Source organism: Flagellimonas rhodophyticola (genome assembly GCF_049332665.1).
Lineage (GTDB): Bacteria > Bacteroidota > Bacteroidia > Flavobacteriales > Flavobacteriaceae > Flagellimonas.
On the sequence record NZ_CP186326.1, the window covers coordinates 3,660,022 to 3,679,056 of the forward strand.

The 19,035-nt window shown below is 39.6% G+C and carries 11 protein-coding genes and 1 tRNA gene; 3 read left to right on the forward strand and 9 right to left on the reverse strand.

Annotated features, from left to right (window positions below):
* Positions 1 to 9: 9 nt before the first annotated feature.
* The 8 genes from ACOKFG_RS16515 to nhaD all read right to left on the reverse strand — a co-directional run bounded on the left by ACOKFG_RS16515 (position 10) and on the right by nhaD (position 9,323).
* Positions 10 to 3,243, reverse strand: coding sequence for a SusC/RagA family TonB-linked outer membrane protein (locus ACOKFG_RS16515; RefSeq protein ID WP_298791594.1), 3,234 nt, complete (start codon positions 3,241 to 3,243; stop codon positions 10 to 12).
* Between the two features lie 511 nt (positions 3,244 to 3,754).
* On the reverse strand, positions 3,755 to 4,210 hold the full coding sequence (locus ACOKFG_RS16520; RefSeq protein WP_298791596.1) for a helix-turn-helix domain-containing protein: 456 nt from the start codon (positions 4,208 to 4,210) through the stop codon (positions 3,755 to 3,757).
* A gap of 339 nt (positions 4,211 to 4,549) precedes the next feature.
* Positions 4,550 to 4,624, reverse strand: a tRNA-Val gene (locus ACOKFG_RS16525).
* Positions 4,625 to 4,697: 73 nt separating this feature from the next.
* A complete protein-coding gene (locus ACOKFG_RS16530; RefSeq protein WP_298791598.1) occupies positions 4,698 to 5,909 on the reverse strand; it encodes a bifunctional folylpolyglutamate synthase/dihydrofolate synthase in 1,212 nt (403 codons plus the stop codon).
* 4 nt (positions 5,910 to 5,913) lie between these two features.
* Complete coding sequence (locus ACOKFG_RS16535; RefSeq protein ID WP_298791600.1) at positions 5,914 to 6,792, reverse strand: energy transducer TonB; 879 nt, start codon at positions 6,790 to 6,792, stop codon at positions 5,914 to 5,916.
* Positions 6,792 to 7,178, reverse strand: a complete 387-nt coding sequence (locus ACOKFG_RS16540) for an ExbD/TolR family protein (RefSeq protein WP_190809701.1) — start codon at positions 7,176 to 7,178, stop codon at positions 6,792 to 6,794. The genes ACOKFG_RS16535 and ACOKFG_RS16540 overlap by 1 nt, the downstream gene beginning before the upstream one ends.
* 9 nt (positions 7,179 to 7,187) lie before the next feature.
* Positions 7,188 to 7,880: a MotA/TolQ/ExbB proton channel family protein gene (locus ACOKFG_RS16545; RefSeq protein ID WP_298791604.1), complete on the reverse strand. Its 693-nt coding sequence runs from the start codon at positions 7,878 to 7,880 to the stop codon at positions 7,188 to 7,190.
* A gap of 57 nt (positions 7,881 to 7,937) precedes the next feature.
* Positions 7,938 to 9,323: a sodium:proton antiporter NhaD gene (gene nhaD / locus ACOKFG_RS16550; RefSeq protein WP_298791606.1), complete on the reverse strand. Its 1,386-nt coding sequence runs from the start codon at positions 9,321 to 9,323 to the stop codon at positions 7,938 to 7,940.
* Between the two features lie 228 nt (positions 9,324 to 9,551).
* Between nhaD and ACOKFG_RS16555 the strand changes: the two genes are divergently transcribed.
* The 3 genes from ACOKFG_RS16555 (at position 9,552) to ACOKFG_RS16565 (ending at position 16,993) form a co-directional block, all read left to right on the forward strand.
* Positions 9,552 to 10,694, forward strand: coding sequence for an acyl-CoA dehydrogenase (locus ACOKFG_RS16555; protein WP_298791607.1), 1,143 nt, complete (start codon positions 9,552 to 9,554; stop codon positions 10,692 to 10,694).
* 318 nt (positions 10,695 to 11,012) lie between these two features.
* Entirely contained in the window at positions 11,013 to 15,518 is a 4,506-nt protein-coding gene (gltB, locus tag ACOKFG_RS16560; protein ID WP_298791609.1) for a glutamate synthase large subunit, read from the forward strand.
* 8 nt (positions 15,519 to 15,526) lie between these two features.
* Positions 15,527 to 16,993 carry a glutamate synthase subunit beta gene (locus ACOKFG_RS16565; RefSeq protein ID WP_299486463.1) on the forward strand — a complete coding sequence of 489 codons (1,467 nt, stop codon included), beginning with the start codon at positions 15,527 to 15,529 and terminating at the stop codon, positions 16,991 to 16,993.
* Between the two features lie 94 nt (positions 16,994 to 17,087).
* On the opposite strand, the gene ACOKFG_RS16570 is transcribed toward ACOKFG_RS16565, so the two are convergent.
* Positions 17,088 to 18,806, reverse strand: coding sequence for a T9SS type A sorting domain-containing protein (locus ACOKFG_RS16570; protein WP_299486465.1), 1,719 nt, complete (start codon positions 18,804 to 18,806; stop codon positions 17,088 to 17,090).
* Positions 18,807 to 19,035 lie beyond the last annotated feature (229 nt).

Sequence of the window (19,035 nt, forward strand, 5' to 3'; positions counted from 1 at the left end):
TTCCATTGATTAGAATGTTGCTTTGATACTAAATCCATATTTCTTGGAAGTAGGGGTAGTTTGAAGATCTAGTCCCAAACCGTTTCCAACACCTGTACTGATCACTTCAGGGTCAAAATTGGTTCCTGAAGGCACGTTGGGAGCCCAGTACCACATGTTCTGACCTAGTAGTGTAAAGGAAAGTGATCCAAATGGAGTTTTTTCCAATAGTTTTCTTGGCAAAGCATAGCTTAAGGACACTTCCCTAAGTCTTACTACAGACCCGTCATATATACCTTGTCCACTAGGGTCAACAAAGTTCAAGAAGTAAATCTCGTTAGCACCTTGCTGTATGGTATTAGGAATTGGATTACCTGAACCATCCAATAACACTTGACCAGAATTTGGATCTGCAAGTACGCCAGGAATAATCAAGGAGCCTTCCCTGTCCTGAGTATCGGTAGTTACACCTCTACGTATAAGGTTTCCAATTGTGTTAGAACTAAAATCCCCTCCGTGGGTATATTCAAACTGGGTAGATAAGCTCAATCCTTTATATGAGAATGTGTTGCTGGTAACCAATCTCCAATCCGGATTCGGATCACCAATAACTTCGTTATCTAAACCTAAGGCATCACTATCAATGATATTACCATCTTGAGGGTTAATCAAAAGGTTGCCTTGATCATCCCTTACGGCAAAACTTCCTCGTAGAACACCTAAGGGTTGTCCTTCTATAGCATAGTTACCCAAGTTGGAGAAACCAGCAATAAATACATCATCCCCACCTGGGAGGTCAATTACTTCATTCTGATCAGCGGTAAAGTTTATGTTGGCACTCCACTGGAATCCATCGCTATTTCTAAATGGGTTGAACCCTAAATCAACCTCAATTCCTTTGGTATCAATTTGACCTGCGTTAATTGTGGTTCTATCAAAACCAGTTGATGGATCCAAAATCTTTCCAAGAATCTGATCTTTGGAATCTCTTTTATATACACTGACCTCAAGGTTAATTTTATTGTCCCAAAGGTTCGCTTCCACACCTGCCTCAAACTCTCTGTGTAACTCAGGTTTTAAGTCAGGGTTAGGAAATACGTCCAAACCAGTTCCTAAACCTCCACTTGAGTTTACATTCACCAAAGTTCCTGTTCGAGTCGTAAACTGAGCAGTACCTAAAGCTAATGTTGGTCTTGTATTGTATGGACCAGGGAAACCTGCAGAAGTTCCATAACCAAATCTGAACTTAAGGAAGTTTAAGAAGTTACCCTTCAATTCAGGTATTGCCGAAGTTGGAACAAACGACATCGATGCACTTGGATAGAACAAAGATCTGTTAGCTCGCTCAACTGTTGATGACCAATCATTTCTTCCTGCCAGTGTGAGGTAAAGGAAGTTCGAGTAGTCAAAACCAAGAGATCCGTACAGACCAAGTGTATTCACAGTTTGTCTAAAGTCAAGATTAGAACCTAGTGGATCTGCGTTACTTTGAGTAGCAAAATTTGTATGGTCAATGAAGTCGAACACTACTTGACCGGTACTTACCTGACCAAATTTTTCATAGGTCTCCGAGTTGGAATTAAAACCAACCGTTCCCGTAAATCCAAGTTTTTCAGTTAATTGAACACTATTGACATTCAAAATTAAACTGTGATCCCAAATAGTGTTTACGGCAGAAGTAGTCTTTAAGAAACCTTGTTGTGCCAATAAGCTGGAAACACCACCTTTATTTACATAAAACTGCTGATTCTCATTAAATGTATCCAACCCTACTCTATAGGTAAGTGCCACCTTATCGTTGAAGTCGTAAGTTGAGCTCACGGAGTTGTAAAAACGGTTTGTCTTTATTTGCTCCTGAGAATTGGCAACAAGCCATCTCGGGTTTTCCTGATCTGCGCGATAATATACATTAGATCCATCTAAAGGGTTTTGGAACGGAAGTCCATTTAGGTCCAAGTTTCTTGGAATGAACATTGTTCTAAAGAAAACCGAAAAGTTTCCAACACCATTACTGGCGGAAACTGGAGGCGTTGTAAAGTTACTGGTGGAAAAATTAAAAGATCCGTTGATTCTGAACTTGTTGCTCAGTTTTATGGAACCTCCTAATCCAAAGTTGGTTCTGTTAATATTGTTTCCAGGAACAAACCCATCTTCATCCGTATGGCCAAAATTTACATTGTAAGCCAAATCTTCCGTGCTTTTAGAGGCATTGATAGAAGTTGTTCTTCCTAAACCTTTTCTAAAAAAGTTCCTTACATTATTTTCAAACGCTCTATATGGAACATTGACACCTTGAAATTCAGGGAAAGGCTCTGCAAACTGAGCTTGGTTGTAATGATGCCTAACTGTGGAGTTAGTATCAAATCTTCCTCCCCAGTTACCTACGAATCCGACGTTTATCGAGTTATCACCACCCTGTCCGTAAATATTCTGATAATCTGGTAAGCTGGCTATTTCATTGACAAACACAGATTGGTTAACGCTGATTTCAAATCCTTTGTCAACCAAATCGGATGTTCCAGTTTTGGTGGTTATTAAAATAACCCCGTTCCTACCTTGGTTACCATATAATACTGTTGCACTCAAACCTTTAAGGATACTGATATCCTCAATATTGTTTGGATCAAGGTCTAAAAACCTACTTGAAGCTGAAACAGAACCATTACCTGTGGTAACGTTACTTTCAGCATTTGTGTCCGTGTTAAATGGAACACCATTTACCACAAACAAAGGTTGGTTGTTACCAGTAATGGAAACATTTCCACGAATTCTGATGTTAGTACCACTACCGGCTAAACCACCAGTTCCTACTACGTTAACACCAGCGGCTTTACCACTTAAGACCCGTGCGATATCGGCTTCTGGTCTGTTTTCTACTTTGTCAGAGCCCAAATTGGTAACGGCATAACCCAAGGCTTTCTTTTCCCTTCGGATACCTTGTGCTGTAACCACAACCTCTTCCAGAGCTTGAGCATCCTCTTCCATTTGAACGTTAATCAAATCGGCTGCACCGACGACTCTTCGTGCGGTTCTCTGGCCAAGATAGGTGTAAAGCAATGCTTGTCCTTCACTTGCTGCAATGGAATAGTTCCCATCAAAATCGGTCTGGGTTCCGTTAGAAGTGCCCTCAACAATAATGTTGACCCCGGGTAATGGTACACCCGTATGGTCAATAACCGTACCCGTAATTGTTTTTTCTTGGGACAGTACTGTCGTTGTACACAACAGTAGGGCTAGAATCCCAAACAGTTTCAATACTTTCATAGAATTAAAAGTTTTGTTAGTAATTAATGAGTTAGCGCAACTGAGAAAGGTAGGCGGGAGAAGATGTTTTGATAGCTAATTCAAATAATACTCCCTAGTACGAAAACAAAACTTAATGGAAAGTCTCTATTTTTAAGGTAGTAAGGCCTCTCACCGCCTTACCTTTACAATTGCAAGAACAAAAGAATCGCAAGTTGTACTACCATAGGTACTTTTAAAACGGGAAGTACCCTAAAAAGAGAAGTCCCAAACGGGACGAACTCTTTTTAACTTTTTCTTAGCGAGGTTCGATAGCATAAAAGGTTTCTTAAATTTTAACAGTTGATTATGGATTTAAATCCCATTTAACGTATCAAGGGTTTAACCTTAACCTTGATTTCTCCATGAATTTGAAGTCATAAATGAATACTGGCCTAATAAAAGCAAATCCTACATCTAGGCGCAAGCGGAAACATTTCGAGTAGTGGAATGGAAGTGGAGGGTAATTTAACTATAAAATACAAATTGCCCTTTACGAGGCGTGCAAAGCGAAGCTTCTGAAATCGTTTGGACTTAAACCAGTCTCTTTTTTAAATGCACCATAAAAGCTAGTCTTGCTATTAAAACCAACTTCATACATAATAGCCTTCACACTTAAAAATGGTTGGGATAGCAATAAGTCCTTTGCTTCAGTTATTCTATATTGATTAAGCAAAGCATAGAAGTTTTTGGACATATACTCATTAAGCACTTGAGAAACCTTGTATCTGTCTCTACTAATATGTTTAGAAAGGTCTCCCAAGCCTACAGCATTGTTTTTGTACAACTTATCATGCTCGAAAGCAGTTTTAATTTCATTGGTAATTTCAACCGCTTCTCGAAGACTGAGCCCGGACTTTTCATATTTTAGTGAATTCAAACTATTATAACTCGCTTGATTCATTAGAACATTTCCCGAAGAAAAAAGATATTGAATAAGTTTTTTCATGGCAGCTAGGTTATTAACTACTACCATAGTTAAGACAAAACTCCGTTGTTAAGGTTCCAGCCGATAAGGATTAACGTAAAGTATCTTCGGGACGCCTTTACCTTAAGGGCTAATTATTAAAACACCATCCGGTCAAAGACAAACGCTGATTGATAAAAAAGTTGGCGCACTTTCCTAAAGCACAAACCAATAAGACAATTTGAAGATATTGGCGCATCTTACCATTGGCAGGAAAATGTAGCGCCAAATTATACACTAAAATCGAAAGCAATCTTTGTAGTAATCCAGGAAGTTTTAAGAAACAAAAAAACCTCAGCAATTGCTGAGGTTTTTTTTCTGTGGGCGCGAAGGGATTCGAACCCCTGACCCCCTGGGTGTAAACCAGGTGCTCTGAACCAACTGAGCTACGCGCCCATTCCAGTTTCCTAAATGGGAGTGCAAATATAGCATCATTTTTTGTTTACCAAAAAGAAAAAACACAAAATATCTAAACAACTTCAGCCACCACAAAAGTGCTACCTCCTACATATATGAGGTCGTTCTTGTGAGCCTGAGACAATGCTACCTCATATCCGTTCTTTACGGTATTGAAAATCTCGCCCTTTAATCCAAATTCCAATGCTTTGCTCCATAATTCTTCAGCTGCTAAACCTCTAGGAATATTTGGTCTTACAAAATAATATTCGGCATTTCCCGGAAAAAGACCCAATACCCCATCCAAGTTTTTATCATTTACAAATCCCAAAACAAAATGTATATTATTTGGCTCTAACTTCTTTACCTGATCCAAAACAATTTGTAATCCTTCTTTGTTATGAGCAGTATCACATACAATTGTTGGATTTTCTCCCAGAAATTGCCATCTACCTAAAATACCGGTATTTTTTACGCAATCCTGAAGTCCCTTGCTTATATGGTTTTCTTTTATTTTAAAGTTTTTCAATTGAGCGATGGCACCCATAACACCTTTCATGTTTTTTTTCTGATAGGACCCTAACAAGTCCGTTTCATGGTCGTTATGAGCTAACTGATCCGCAAAAACTATCTCACTTCCTTTTTGAGCTGCAATAATTTTAAAGATTCCTTCTGTCTCCGGCTGTGTTTCGCTAATAACCACAGGAACGTCCTTTTTAATAATCCCAGCCTTTTCCAAAGCAATTTTTTCCAACGTATCTCCTAAAATTTGAGTATGATCGAGTCCAATATTTGTAATCAATGACACTTCAGGCGTAATAATGTTGGTAGAGTCCAATCTTCCACCCAAACCTACTTCTACAACGGCTATATCTACTTTTTCAGTCTCAAAACAAGCAAAGGCCATCCCTACAGTCATTTCAAAAAACGAAAGTTGATTTTGCTCTAAAAATGGCTTGTGAGTTTGAATGAATTCATTGACAAATTCTTTGGAAACTGGAATTCCATTAATTCGAATGCGCTCGCGAAAATCTTTAAGATGGGGTGAAGTATATAACCCCACTTTATATCCTGCTTCCTGAAGAATTGAAGCCAACATATGACTACTAGACCCTTTGCCATTGGTACCCGTCACATGTATGCTTTTAAACTTTTGATGTGGATTCCCCAATACCTCAGAAAAAACAAGAATATTGTCCAATTTATTTTCAAGAGCTTCAGGCCCTTTTTGTTGATACATCGGAAGTTGTTCAAACATCCAATCCAAAGTCTCTTGATATGTCATTAGATTATTGTCCTAACTTAAAGTTGACAACCACAAAACCAATCTGCTGAGATGGTGCTTTGGAATCTAAATTCCATTTATGAAGAAATGCAGTTTTGCGAGCGGGTTCGAGTAAGCAGGGGGCATTGTTTGTTGTTCCCTTAACGCCAGGCGTGGCCTGAACCACCCTTCCGTTTTTATCCACTACAATTCGAACCACCACGCGTCCATCTTCATTGCATTCTTGCTGAACTTTTCCTTTGCTTACCAGTGAACGTCCATTCAATCCATAACCTCCGCCACCACTGCCACTTCCTGGAGCTCCATAATAACTTGTTGCATATGGGTTCCCTTCAGGACTTCCTTTGTCGCCTGATCTGGTATCGTCTCCTTCACTGCCAGTTGTTGTGCCATCCGATTTACCTATTCCTCCAATCAAAGCGTCCAAACTCTTCTTTTTCGCTTCTTGTTCTTGTCTTTTTCGATTTTCAGCTTCTCTTTTTTCGCGAACTATACGTTCGGCTTCAGCCTTGGCCTTTTTTTCAGCCTCATCCGCTTTTCGTTTGGCTTCTTTTTGCTGATTGATTCTTATGGTCTCCTCATTATCCGTGGTTAAGACTTTTTCTACAGGCTCCTCTGGAGCAGTCTGCTTGGGAACAACTTGTTCTTGTACTTGTTCAACCGGCTTGGGTTCAATCTTTTTGGGTTCGGAGCGTACTTTTTCTTTTGGCTGTACTTTACCACTTCCAAAATCCATGGTTCCAAAGTTTATGGCAATACCATTTTCAATGGGTGGATCCATATAGGTCAGTCCAATATAAAAAAGCAATAGCAGAAGCACACTTAACAATAGAGATGTAAGCGTGAAAGATTTTTTCTTGTGTCTAGTATCTAAAAATGACATTATTTTGGCCGCACGGCCAAGATAACCTTATAACTGTTCCTATTGGCGATATCCATAACGTTGACAGCTTCTTTTATGGCAACATTTTCTTCCGCCCTTAGGATAATTGTTGGCTTTTCTTGTCCTTCAAGTGCCTTTTTTAATTCAATTTCAATGTATTCTTTACTTATCTGTTCGTTGTTCACAAAATATTTCAAATCCTTATTAATGGTCACTGAAACATTCTGTGTATTGGTCGATTTACCTTTTGCCTTGGGCAGCAGTAAATCCAATGCGTTTGGCGCATTTGAGGTCAGCATAAAAAACACTAACAACAAAAACACTATATCTGTCATGGATGACATGCTAAACTCTGGACTAACCTTATTTCTTCCCTTCAATTTCATATTGAAACTTTATATAGGCTCGTTCAACAAATCCAAGAATTCAACGGCATTGGCTTCCATTTTATGCACCACCTTATCCGTTCGATTTACCAAATGGTTATATCCAATGTAGGCAATGATACCCACAACTAATCCAGCCACTGTGGTCGTCATTGCGGTATATATTCCGGATGCCAATGATCCCATTTCAGCCTGTCCACCGCTACTTGCCATTTCATGGAATGCCAAAATCATACCAATTACGGTTCCTAAAAATCCAATCATTGGTGCAGCACCAGCAACTGTTGCTAAAACGCTCACATTCTTTTCCAATTTATAAACTTCAAGAGTACCAGCATTCTCAATGGCAGTGTTGATATCATCCAAAGGTTTTCCAATTCTGGAAACTCCTTTTTCCGTTAACCGAGCTACCGGAGAATCGGTTTGAGCACAAAGAATTTTGGCTGCATCCAACTTTCCATTCATGACATGGTCACGAATTTGGTTCATAAAGTTCTTGTCGATTTTGGAAGCAGCTTTTATCGCAAAAATGCGCTCAAAGTAAATATAAAGTGCAACAAAAAGAAGCACAAAAAGCACCGTAATTATCACAACACTTCCGGTACCTCCATTTACAATTAAATCTACAACGGAAAGGGTTTTTTCTTCCGAAATGGATGCACCCAATTCGGACCCTTCTTCTAAATCTTGAAAAGTAATCATATAAAATCCCCAATTTAAGTTGCAATAATAACGGAGATTTTTGAGCTAAAGTATTTTTTAAAAGAAATATCGCATGATGACAAAGCAAATGGCCCCTGCAATAAAGCCAATGAATGCCAACCAAGCTATTTTCTTTAAGTACCAGAAAAAGTCGATTTTTTCCATTCCCATGGCAACCACCCCAGCGGCGGACCCAATAATCAACATACTACCACCCGTTCCTGCGGAATAGGCAATAAAATGCCAAAGTGGGTTATCCATAGGTTCTGAGAACATACCTAAACTGGCCGCAACCAACGGAACATTATCAATAATAGCAGATCCCACACCCAACAGTATTACTACTAAATCGGATATTTGGGTACCTTCAATTTCAGTACCCAATAGGGGTGTTCCTTGTTTTAACCCTTCTGCAAAATTGAACAAGAGCCCGAGCGACTCCAACGCTGCAACGGCCATCAAAATTCCCAAGAAAAATAGAATGCTGGGCAACTCAATCTTTGTTAACGCGCTATGAACTGGACTGTGGTGTGATTCTGCATCACTTTCTGGATCAACCGAGGAAATTGCAATTTTGGAGCTACTGTATATCTCTGCAAAAGTGGCGACAACAGCTAGAGATAGCATCATACCTACATAGGGAGGCAAATGGGTGATGGTTTTAAAAATAGGCACAAATACAATCGCGCTTAATCCAAGATAAAGCATCTTTGCTCCAAATTTTGATTTTGAACCACTATCCTCCTCTGTTTCTATTTCCCCTCTAAAAGCGGGTAAAAATGAAGCAATAAAGGTGGGAACAAGCATACATACTAAAGAAGGAACAAGCAAGTATCCTATAAGTTTTACGGTGGTAACCTTGTTTCCTATCCAAAGCATTGTGGTAGTAACATCCCCGATAGGAGACCATGCACCCCCTGCATTAGCAGCTATTATAATAAGACCTGCATACCAAATTCTTGCATTTCTATCTTTTACAATTTTCTGTAAGATTGATATTAATACGATTGTAGCGGTTAGATTGTCAATAATGGCAGAAAGAATGAATGCCAAAAAGGCAAAAATCCATAATATCTTCTTTTTACTTTTGGTTTTCACAAAAGTTTTGATGGTGGCAAACCCATCAAAATAATCAATGATTTCAACTATGGTCATTGCCCCCAACAGGAAAACCAAAATCTCAGAGGTCTTACCTAAATGATGAAGCAAAGTTTCCTCCAGCATATGCATCTTATCTTCATGCCCCAATGCTGAAAAACCCTCCATTAGCGCATGTTTACCAGAATCAAACCAGGTGGTAAAGCTATCAATCCCAAAAGCCATTAAGGCCCAGAGTATGGCCATCATGGCCAAGGCTGGAATAAGTTTATCAATTTTAAGGTTATGCTCTAAGGTAATGGCCAAGTATCCTATTACAAAGATGACAATGAGGAGAGTTTCCATGTGAGTTGGTTATTTAATTGAAATATTTTGTTTGGTAGCAGTATGTGCTAAAGATATTCAAAATGAGTTTTCAAACATAATCTTCTTTTTTAAAAAAACCGAAAACACGCATTGCATCTTAAACTGAGCATTCAATATTAAATCATTCTCATTTTTTACTCTTATTCTTTAATAAAATCGTATCATAAAGCTATATTTGTACTCCATTTTTATCTATTTCTCAGTTTTATGGAATTCACACTTACCGAAGAACAATTATTGATACAAGAATCAGCCAAAGACTTTGCTCAAAACGAACTTTTACCAGGAGTCATTGAACGGGATGATGCACAAAAATTTCCAGAAGACCTGCGAAAAAAAATGGGAGAGCTTGGTTTCATGGGCATGATGGTCAACGAAAAATATGGCGGTAGCGGATTGGGCACTCTTGCATATGTTTTGGCCATGGAAGAGCTATCCAAAGTAGACGCTTCTGCTTCGGTGATGGTGTCTGTGAACAATTCATTGGTATGCTGGGGATTGGAAACCTTTGGTTCGGAAGAGCAAAAACAAAAGTACTTGACCCCTTTGGCTTCTGGAGAGATTATTGGTGCTTTCTGTTTGTCAGAACCTGAAGCCGGCAGCGACGCTACATCCCAAAAAACGACCGCGATTGACAAAGGTGACCACTATTTATTAAATGGTACCAAAAATTGGATTACCAATGGAGGAATTGCCGAAGTCTACCTGGTAATTGCACAGACCGATATCGATAAAGGACACCGCGGAATAAACGCCATCATTGTTGAAAAAGGGATGGAAGGTTTCGAAATAGGACCCAAAGAAAATAAACTGGGCATACGTGGTAGTGATACGCATTCTTTAATGTTCACCGATGTTAGGGTTCCAAAGGAAAATCGCATTGGTGATGATGGTTTTGGGTTTAAATTTGCGATGAAAACTTTAGCAGGCGGTAGAATCGGGATAGCTGCCCAGGCATTGGGTATTGCGGCCGGTGCTTATGAGCTTTCCAAAAAATACGCAAAGGAACGTAAGGCTTTTGGTACAGAAATCGCAAATCATCAAGCCATCGCATTCAAACTTGCAGACATGCATACCAAAATTCAAGCTGCCAGGCATTTGGTATATAAAGCAGCCTGTGATAAAGATGCAGGTGACGATTATACGCTTTCCGGCGCCATGGCCAAACTATATGCGTCGGAAGTGGCAATGGAAACCGCAGTTGAAGCGGTACAAATACATGGTGGAAACGGATTTGTAAAAGATTATCATGTAGAACGTTTTATGCGCGATGCGAAGATTACCCAGATCTATGAAGGGACTTCTGAAATCCAAAGAATTGTCATTTCAAGAAGTATTCTTAAAGATTAATATATTTCTAATAACCGCACACCCCTAAATATTAAGGGGTATACTTCAATATTATTGCTTTTGTGATAGACGACCCCCTATTGAGGGTTTTTCCAAACAGGCCTCTTCTATTAAAATTCAAGACACCCCCTACTTGATTGCTCATATGTGCAGTCCGCTACATCAAATTTTGTGATAATGATAATTTAACATTGTTCAAATTTACATTTTGAACATTTTTTAACCTTTCTGTCAAAACCTTGATGAATTAACTGTAATTCATTAAAAACCTTACAATTAATATATCATAAATGATATTTTTGAGGAAATGTCACAATGATGAAGTTAGAGAAACAAGGTTTATACCTGCCGGAATTTGAACATGATAACTGTGGTGCAGGCTTCATTTGCAGCCTAAAAGGAATCAAATCAAATGATATTATACATAAAGCTCTTGAGATTCTAGATAAACTGGAACATCGAGGAGCTGTAAGTGCTGATGGTAAAACTGGTGATGGAGCTGGAATTCTAATTGATATCCCACATGACTTTTTTACTGATGTATGTGAATTCGATTTACCTGAAGCAGGAGAATATGCAGTAAGTAATGTGTTTTTACCACAAAAGGAAAATCAGCGGGAGTTTTGCATAGCAAAGCTCGAAGAAAACATAAAAGCCCAGGGGTTGAAGCTCTTGGGGTGGCGTAATGTCCCAGTGAACCGTTCCGTCCCAGGAAGAATTGCAACGGAAACGGAGCCTTTTGTAAAACAAATTTTTATTGGTAAAACAGATAAGCTAGATGACTTTCAGTTTAACCTGAAGTTGTTTATCGCTAGGAAAATTACTGAGCACGCTATCATAAAAAGTAAACTTTCCCAAAGTCAGTTTTTCTATCTACCAAGTCTTTCAACCAAAATAATAATCTTTAAGGGGCTCTTGGTCCCTCAAGACATCAGCAGATATTATCAAGATTTATTGGATTCCCGAGTGGTGACACGGCTAGCACTGGTACACCAACGATTCTCAACCAACACCTTCCCAACATGGGATTTAGCACAACCTTTCAGGTATATGTGCCATAATGGGGAGATAAACACGTTAAGAGGCAATGTTTCTCGGATGCGCTCTAGGGAAGAACTAGTGAAAAGTGATTGGTTCGGAGAAGATATTAAAAACATCTTGCCAATTGTACTCCCTGGAAAATCGGATTCGGCAAGTATGGATATGGTTGTTGAACTCTTACTGATGACAGGCCGTTCGTTACCTGAGGTAATGATGATACTAGTCCCCGAGGCATGGGAAAAAAATATCGAAATGTCAGAGGCGAAAAGAGCATTCTATGAATACAACTCATGTGTGATGGAACCTTGGGATGGACCAGCTTCAATTCCTTTCACAGATGGAAACTATATTGGTGCTGTTCTTGACAGAAATGGTCTAAGACCATCAAGATACTCCGTAACCAAAAAAGGATACGTAATCATGTCATCCGAAACTGGGGTTGTTGACCTTGAACCAGAGGATATCGAATTTCACGGGCGTCTTGAGCCAGGGAGGATGTTCTTGGTAAATATGGAAGAAGGTCGCATCATCAACGATGAGGAAATTAAGGAATCTATTGCCAAAAGACACCCCTACCAAAAGTGGCTAAAGAACAATTTAGTGCACCTTCGCGATATTCCTTATAACGACTGTCCTGTTTTCTACGGTGAATTTCCTTTGGAAACCAGACGAGCTGCATTTGGATATACCCTAGAAGATATCAATACCATTATATTGCCCATGGCAAAAAATGGCAAGGAACCCATCGGTTCCATGGGCTCAGACACCCCAATTGCGGTGCTATCCGAAAGACCTCAGTTGATCTACAATTATTTTAAACAATTATTCGCCCAGGTAACAAATCCACCGTTGGATGGGATTCGGGAAGAATTGATTACGGATATCAGTTTGACTTTGGGTAGTGATCAAAACATTTTTGAAACCACAGAATTACATTGTAGAAAACTCAAGATTCAAAATCCAGTAATATCCAAAGAGGATTTGGACAAGATCAAAAATCACGATGCCAGTCCTGATTATAAAGTGGTTTCCATTTCAATGCTGTATGAAATTGCAAAAGGTCACAATGGCCTCGAAGAAGCACTAGAGGCCGTCTTACAACAAGCCTCTGACGCTATTGATGAAGGTGCCAACATCATTATTCTTTCTGATCGTATGGTTAGTTCCGAAATGGCAGCAATTCCAGCATTGTTGGCATGCTCCTTTGTAAACAGTGGACTCAGAAAAATGGGTAAACGTTCAAAATTGAGCATCATTGTTGAATCGGCAGAACCTCGAGAAGTGCATCACTTTGCGCTCTTGTTCGGGTTTGGAGCCAGCGCAATCAATCCATATTTAGTTAATGAAATCATTGGAGAACAAATCCAAGAAAACGATATCACCGAATACACCTTTGACGAAGCCATCAAAAACTACAATCAGGCAATAGGCAAGGGTATTTTAAAGGTGATGAACAAAATAGGAATCTCAACTTTGAATTCTTACCGAGGTTCCCAATTATTCGAATGCATTGGTATCAACACCAAAGTGGTAGACAAATATTTTCCAAATACACCAACACGTATTCAGGGAATAGGTTTGTATGAGATTGAAAAAGAGGTAGCGAAACGCCACAAAAAAGCATTTAAAGCCCAGGAATTAGCAGCCAATCTTGATATCGAGATTGGCGGAGAGTACCGCTGGCGAAGAGATGGGGAAAAACACATGTTTAACCCACTGACCATTGCCAAGCTTCAAAAATCGGTACGCAATAACGAGCCGGAGACTTATAAAGAGTATTCCGATTTGGTAAATAAGCAATCCAAAAACTTAATGACCATTAGGGGATTGTTCGAGTTTTCGAACTATGACCCTATTCCAATCGAGGAAGTGGAACCTTGGACCGAAATCGTAAAACGATTCAAAACAGGAGCCATGTCCTATGGAAGTATCAGCAAGGAAGCCCATGAAAATCTAGCGATTGCCATGAACCGAATTGGAGGAAAGAGTAATTCGGGAGAAGGTGGTGAGGATTCGGCTCGTTTCTATAAAAATCAAACAGGGGACTGGAAGAACAGCGCCATTAAACAAGTTGCCTCCGGTAGGTTTGGAGTTACATCCGACTACTTGACAAATGCCAAGGAAATCCAAATCAAAATGGCTCAAGGGGCTAAGCCGGGAGAGGGTGGTCAATTACCAGGCCCGAAAGTGAATCCTGCCATTGCCAAAACTAGGAATTCTACTCCATATGTCGGATTAATATCGCCGCCACCACATCACGATATTTATTCTATTGAGGATTTATCCCAATTGATTTATGATTTAAAATCCGCCAATCGGGATGCCAGAATCAACGTTAAATTAGTTTCTGAAGTTGGCGTGGGAACAGTGGCTGCGGGAGTTGCCAAAGCAAAGGCGGATGTTGTTCTTATTTCTGGTTTCGACGGAGGTACAGGAGCATCACCCTTGACCTCTTTAAAACATGCCGGTCTACCCTGGGAATTGGGAGTTGCAGAAGCCCAACAAACCCTAGTTTTGAACGATTTAAGAAATCGTATAGTCTTGGAATGTGATGGCCAATTAAAAACCGGTCGCGATGTCGCTATTGCCTGTCTTTTAGGAGCAGAGGAATTCGGTTTTGCAACAGCTCCTTTGGTAGCTTCCGGATGTATCATGATGCGCGTATGTCACTTGAACACTTGTCCCGTAGGTATAGCCACACAAAACCCTGAATTACGTAAAAAATTCAAAGGAAAGCCAGAACACGTAGTAAATTATATGTATTTCGTGGCCCAAGAATTAAGAGAAATCATGGCTAAACTAGGTTTTAGAACCCTTAACGAAATGGTTGGTCAAGTACAAAAGTTAGACAGAAAAAAAGCTATTGAACATTATAAAGCCGCAGGAATAGACCTAAGCCCCATTCTATATCAGGTAGACGTTCCAAAAGGAACCAAATTCTACAATACAGATACACAAGAACACCATATCGAGGACTCCATAGAGTTTGATATTATAGCCAAAGCGCATCCAGCACTTTTTAGAAAGGAAAAGACAGTTTTGGATTTTCCGATTTATAACACCAACAGAGCTGTGGGAGCCATTATCAGTAATGAAATTTCAAAGATTTATGGAGCTGACGGACTTCCCGAAAACACCCTTAAATTGAACTTTACGGGGTCAGCAGGTCAGAGTTTTGGAGCTTTCGGAACCAAAGGTCTTACCATGGTAGTTAATGGCAACACCAATGACTATCTGGGTAAAGGGCTTTCAGGGGCCAAACTGATTATAAAAGTCCCGGACAAATCCACTATAAAGCCGGAGGAAAATATAATTACCGGAAATGTCACTCTCTATGGAGCGACTTCGGGTGAGGCCTACATCAATGGTAAAGCTGGCGAGCGTTTCTGCGTTAGAAATTCTGGTGCAAAAGCTGTGGTCGAAGGTATCGGAGATCATGGTTGCGAGTACATGACCGGAGGGGTAGCCGTTATTTTAGGGTCCGTAGGCAGAAACTTTGGAGCCGGTATGAGTGGAGGTATTGCTTATGTATTTGACAGGGACAAAACCTTTGAAAAAAGATGTAATGGTGAGACCCTTAATCTTCTTGCTGTAGAAGAGGATAAAGACATTGCGCAGTTAAAAGAGCTTATCGAAAATCACTACAACGCTACTTTGAGCCCATTGGCGCAGGAAATTTTGGAAAATTGGGAAGAATGTTTACCTCAATTTATCAAGATTTTCCCCGAAGAATATCGACAGGCCTTAATTCGATTAGAAAAAGAAAAATTACAAACCTTATAATTTGAGCCATGGGAAAGACGACTGGATTTATGGAATTTGACAGGAAAGATGAAGCCTACGCTCCTGTTAAGGAAAGAATTAAAAACTATAAGGAATTTACGCTTCCGTTAAAGGAAAAGGAATTAAAAAACCAAGGTGCTCGATGCATGGATTGTGGAATTCCATTCTGCCATAGTGGTTGCCCTTTGGGAAATTTAATTCCTGATTTCAATGATGCCGTTTATCAAGGTAAGTGGGAGAAAGCCACAAAAATATTGCACTCGACCAATAACTTTCCCGAGTTTACCGGAAGGTTATGCCCTGCACCGTGTGAAGAAGCTTGCGTTCTTGGAATCAACGAAGACCCTGTTTCCATAGAAAACATAGAAAAGAATATCGTTGAGACAGCTTTTAAAAACGGCTGGATACAACCAGTCATTCCGTTAAAAAGAACAGAGAAAAAAGTTGCTGTAGTTGGGTCGGGTCCTGCAGGACTGGCCGCTGCACAGCAACTAAATAGAGCGGGGCACAAGGTTACCGTATTGGAGCGTGATGAGAAAATTGGTGGATTGTTGCGATATGGTATTCCGGATTTTAAAATGGAAAAGAATGTTATTGACAGACGTCTGGAAATTATGGAGCGTGAAGGGATTATGTTCAAAACTGGGGTTCATGTCGGTGTGGATGTTAAGGCAAATGAACTTAAAGAAGAATATGATGCCATTGTTCTCTGTGGAGGCGCAACGGTTAGACGACGACTTCCAATACCAGGCGCAGATTTGAAAGGAGTAGTTCAAGCTATGGATTTCTTGCCACAGAACAATAGAAAAGTGGATGGATTACCTTACAAAGGAGAAGAGTTGACTGCAAAAGATAAAAAAGTTGTTGTAATCGGTGGAGGTGATACAGGCTCTGATTGTATCGGCACCTCCATACGTCATGGAGCTGTTTCAGTAACCAACTTTGAGATCATGTCCAAAGCAACCCCAGGTCGACCAAAAGACCAGCCCTGGCCATTTTGGCCCATGCGATTACGCACCAGCACTTCCCATAAAGAAGGTGCAGAACGTGTGTTCAGCATCTCAACTAAAAAATTCGTTGGAGATAAAAACGGAAACTTAAAAGGCTTGGTCACCTCAGAAGTTGTCTGGGAAAAGGTTCCAGGACAACGTCCTACACTAAAAGAAGTTGAAGGAACCGAAAAGGAGTGGGAATGTGATTTGGCATTGCTAGCTTTAGGTTTTACAGGTTCTGAAACCACCATAGCCGACCAGTTAGGCCTGGAAATGGATCCACGAACCAATATTAATGCATCAACTAAAGATTATAAAACCAACGTCCCAGGTATTTTTGTAGCAGGTGACCAAAGAAGGGGACAATCTTTAATTGTATGGGCTATCTCAGAAGGTCGACAAGCGGCACACCATGTCGACGCCTACTTGATGGGAGACTCAAATTTGCCCTTAAAAGGTGATGGAGATTTACCCCGAGTATAATTTTAATCAACCAAACTACGCAAAAAGCTCCCATGAAAAAGTTCATCGGGAGTTTTTTATTGGTTTATTTGGATTAGAAGCTATTCATCAGTTTTTATTGAATTATCAACTGTTTTGTGAAAATTATATTCGGGTAGTATATTACCACCACATATATTCCCGGATCATAGGTGTCCACAAAAAACTTTTTCCCCAATTTATAATTGCCATCATAAACCGTTAATCCACTCATTGAGGTGATAGTAATACGCGCTTCCTTTTGGCGTTTATTCTTTCTCTTTCTCCGCTTGTCAATCATTTTAAAATGAGTAGTTGATGGATTTGGGAAGAGTTTTATCCTATTACTGGGGTCATTCGGTGGAGGGGCTAAATATTGCAACTCGTAGGCCCCAATATCAAAGTTTCCATTGCCAGAGGGGCGAGGCTCATTGTTTAAATCGTAGGTGATTCCAAATGAAGACACATCTGATCCCACATCTACAACATCAGATGAGGGGCCAATTGGACTGAAATCATTATTAATGATATCCGTAAGTCCCAACGTATCCATTTGTCGAGTAATTAAGTTGGAATAAATATTGGTCAGGAGACTATCCCTAGTTTCTCTGGTATTAAAATCTATATAACTTTCTTGATTTTGTTTCCAAGTGCCACTGCCTTCATAATCATTTCCCGGATCTACAATCAAATTATTCACAAAATAAGAGGGTACTTCGCCTTGTGGTTGATATAGTTTTTGAGGGTCATCAGTAACCGTAATTATGGTGTTATATAGAAGCCCAGAGTCTTCTGGTTCAATAATGGTGTTATTGGCCACATAGAAACCCTCGTTCACATCCTCGAATTCGTGACGTTGATGCATGAAAATTCCATGAAAACCAGGTCTAACCAGGACATTATTGTAAATTTTGGTGCCGCTTTCTGCACTTATAAACTGCATTCCGTGGCCTAATCCATAAAAACTACTATCCATATAGTTATTATACACTTCATAAGTACCACCGCCTATGCTCATGGCGAAATTTTGAAAATTCTCATTCTCGATTCCGTAGTTCGAAATATGATTATTGTAAATTTTGCAATTGGTTCTGCCTAGATTCACCTGAATTCCGTCCCAACCGATATTTTCCAGCACGTTATCATGAACCTCCAAATTTTCCAACCAATGTCCAAATATGGGAGTTCCATCACAATTTCTATTCGACTCTATCTTATATCCCCCGGTAAAACCAAGGTAAATACCTTCACCACCTGTATCATGAATATAATTATGGTGTATTTTCAAATTATTAAGGATGTATCCGTTACTGCGCCAAGTATCCGGATTTCCACAATACGGGTCAGTCTTACCCATGATTCCAGCAAAACCAGCACTCGAAATCTCAATGTTATTGATTTCAACATCACTGCTTAGGTTTTCTACATAAATACCAACAGCATTGCTACCTGTTTGAGCAATCTCAATACCATAGGTCTCATTACTATCACCAGTACCTGCAATATTAAGATATTGACTTCTTTGTACGGAAATTCCAGGATAAACGGTTTCGTCAATCACTACCTTTCCTCCGCAGTTTATAATTTTTACTGGGTCCGTTTCTGTTCCAATAAAATCATAAAAACGTAAGCCTCGATAAGTACCGGCCGGAATACATATTGTATTTCCTGGCGAATAATTAACTTGGGAAGCCCAGATTAAATTTAAATTGGTATTGGATAAGTTGTTCAATGTAACATCACAGTCACATGTCTGGGTAAAAGCAGTTTGTAGTCCAAAAAAAACAAATAGATTAAAAAGTAAAATTTTCCTCATAGTGTTCGGTTATTAGCATTTTTAGCTTTCTATACCATTATAAAATGGTAAAACTTTAGAGGAACTTTTTGTTTCGGGTTTGATAAATATACTTAAAAGTAATCTTTATCCTACAATATTATAGCGTAAAACTTTCGTGGAGTTATAAAAAAGAGTGAAACCTTTTGAATCCAGGAGAAATAGGATCTTATCCAATTGTAGTAACAGGTAACATTTATGCATAAAAAAA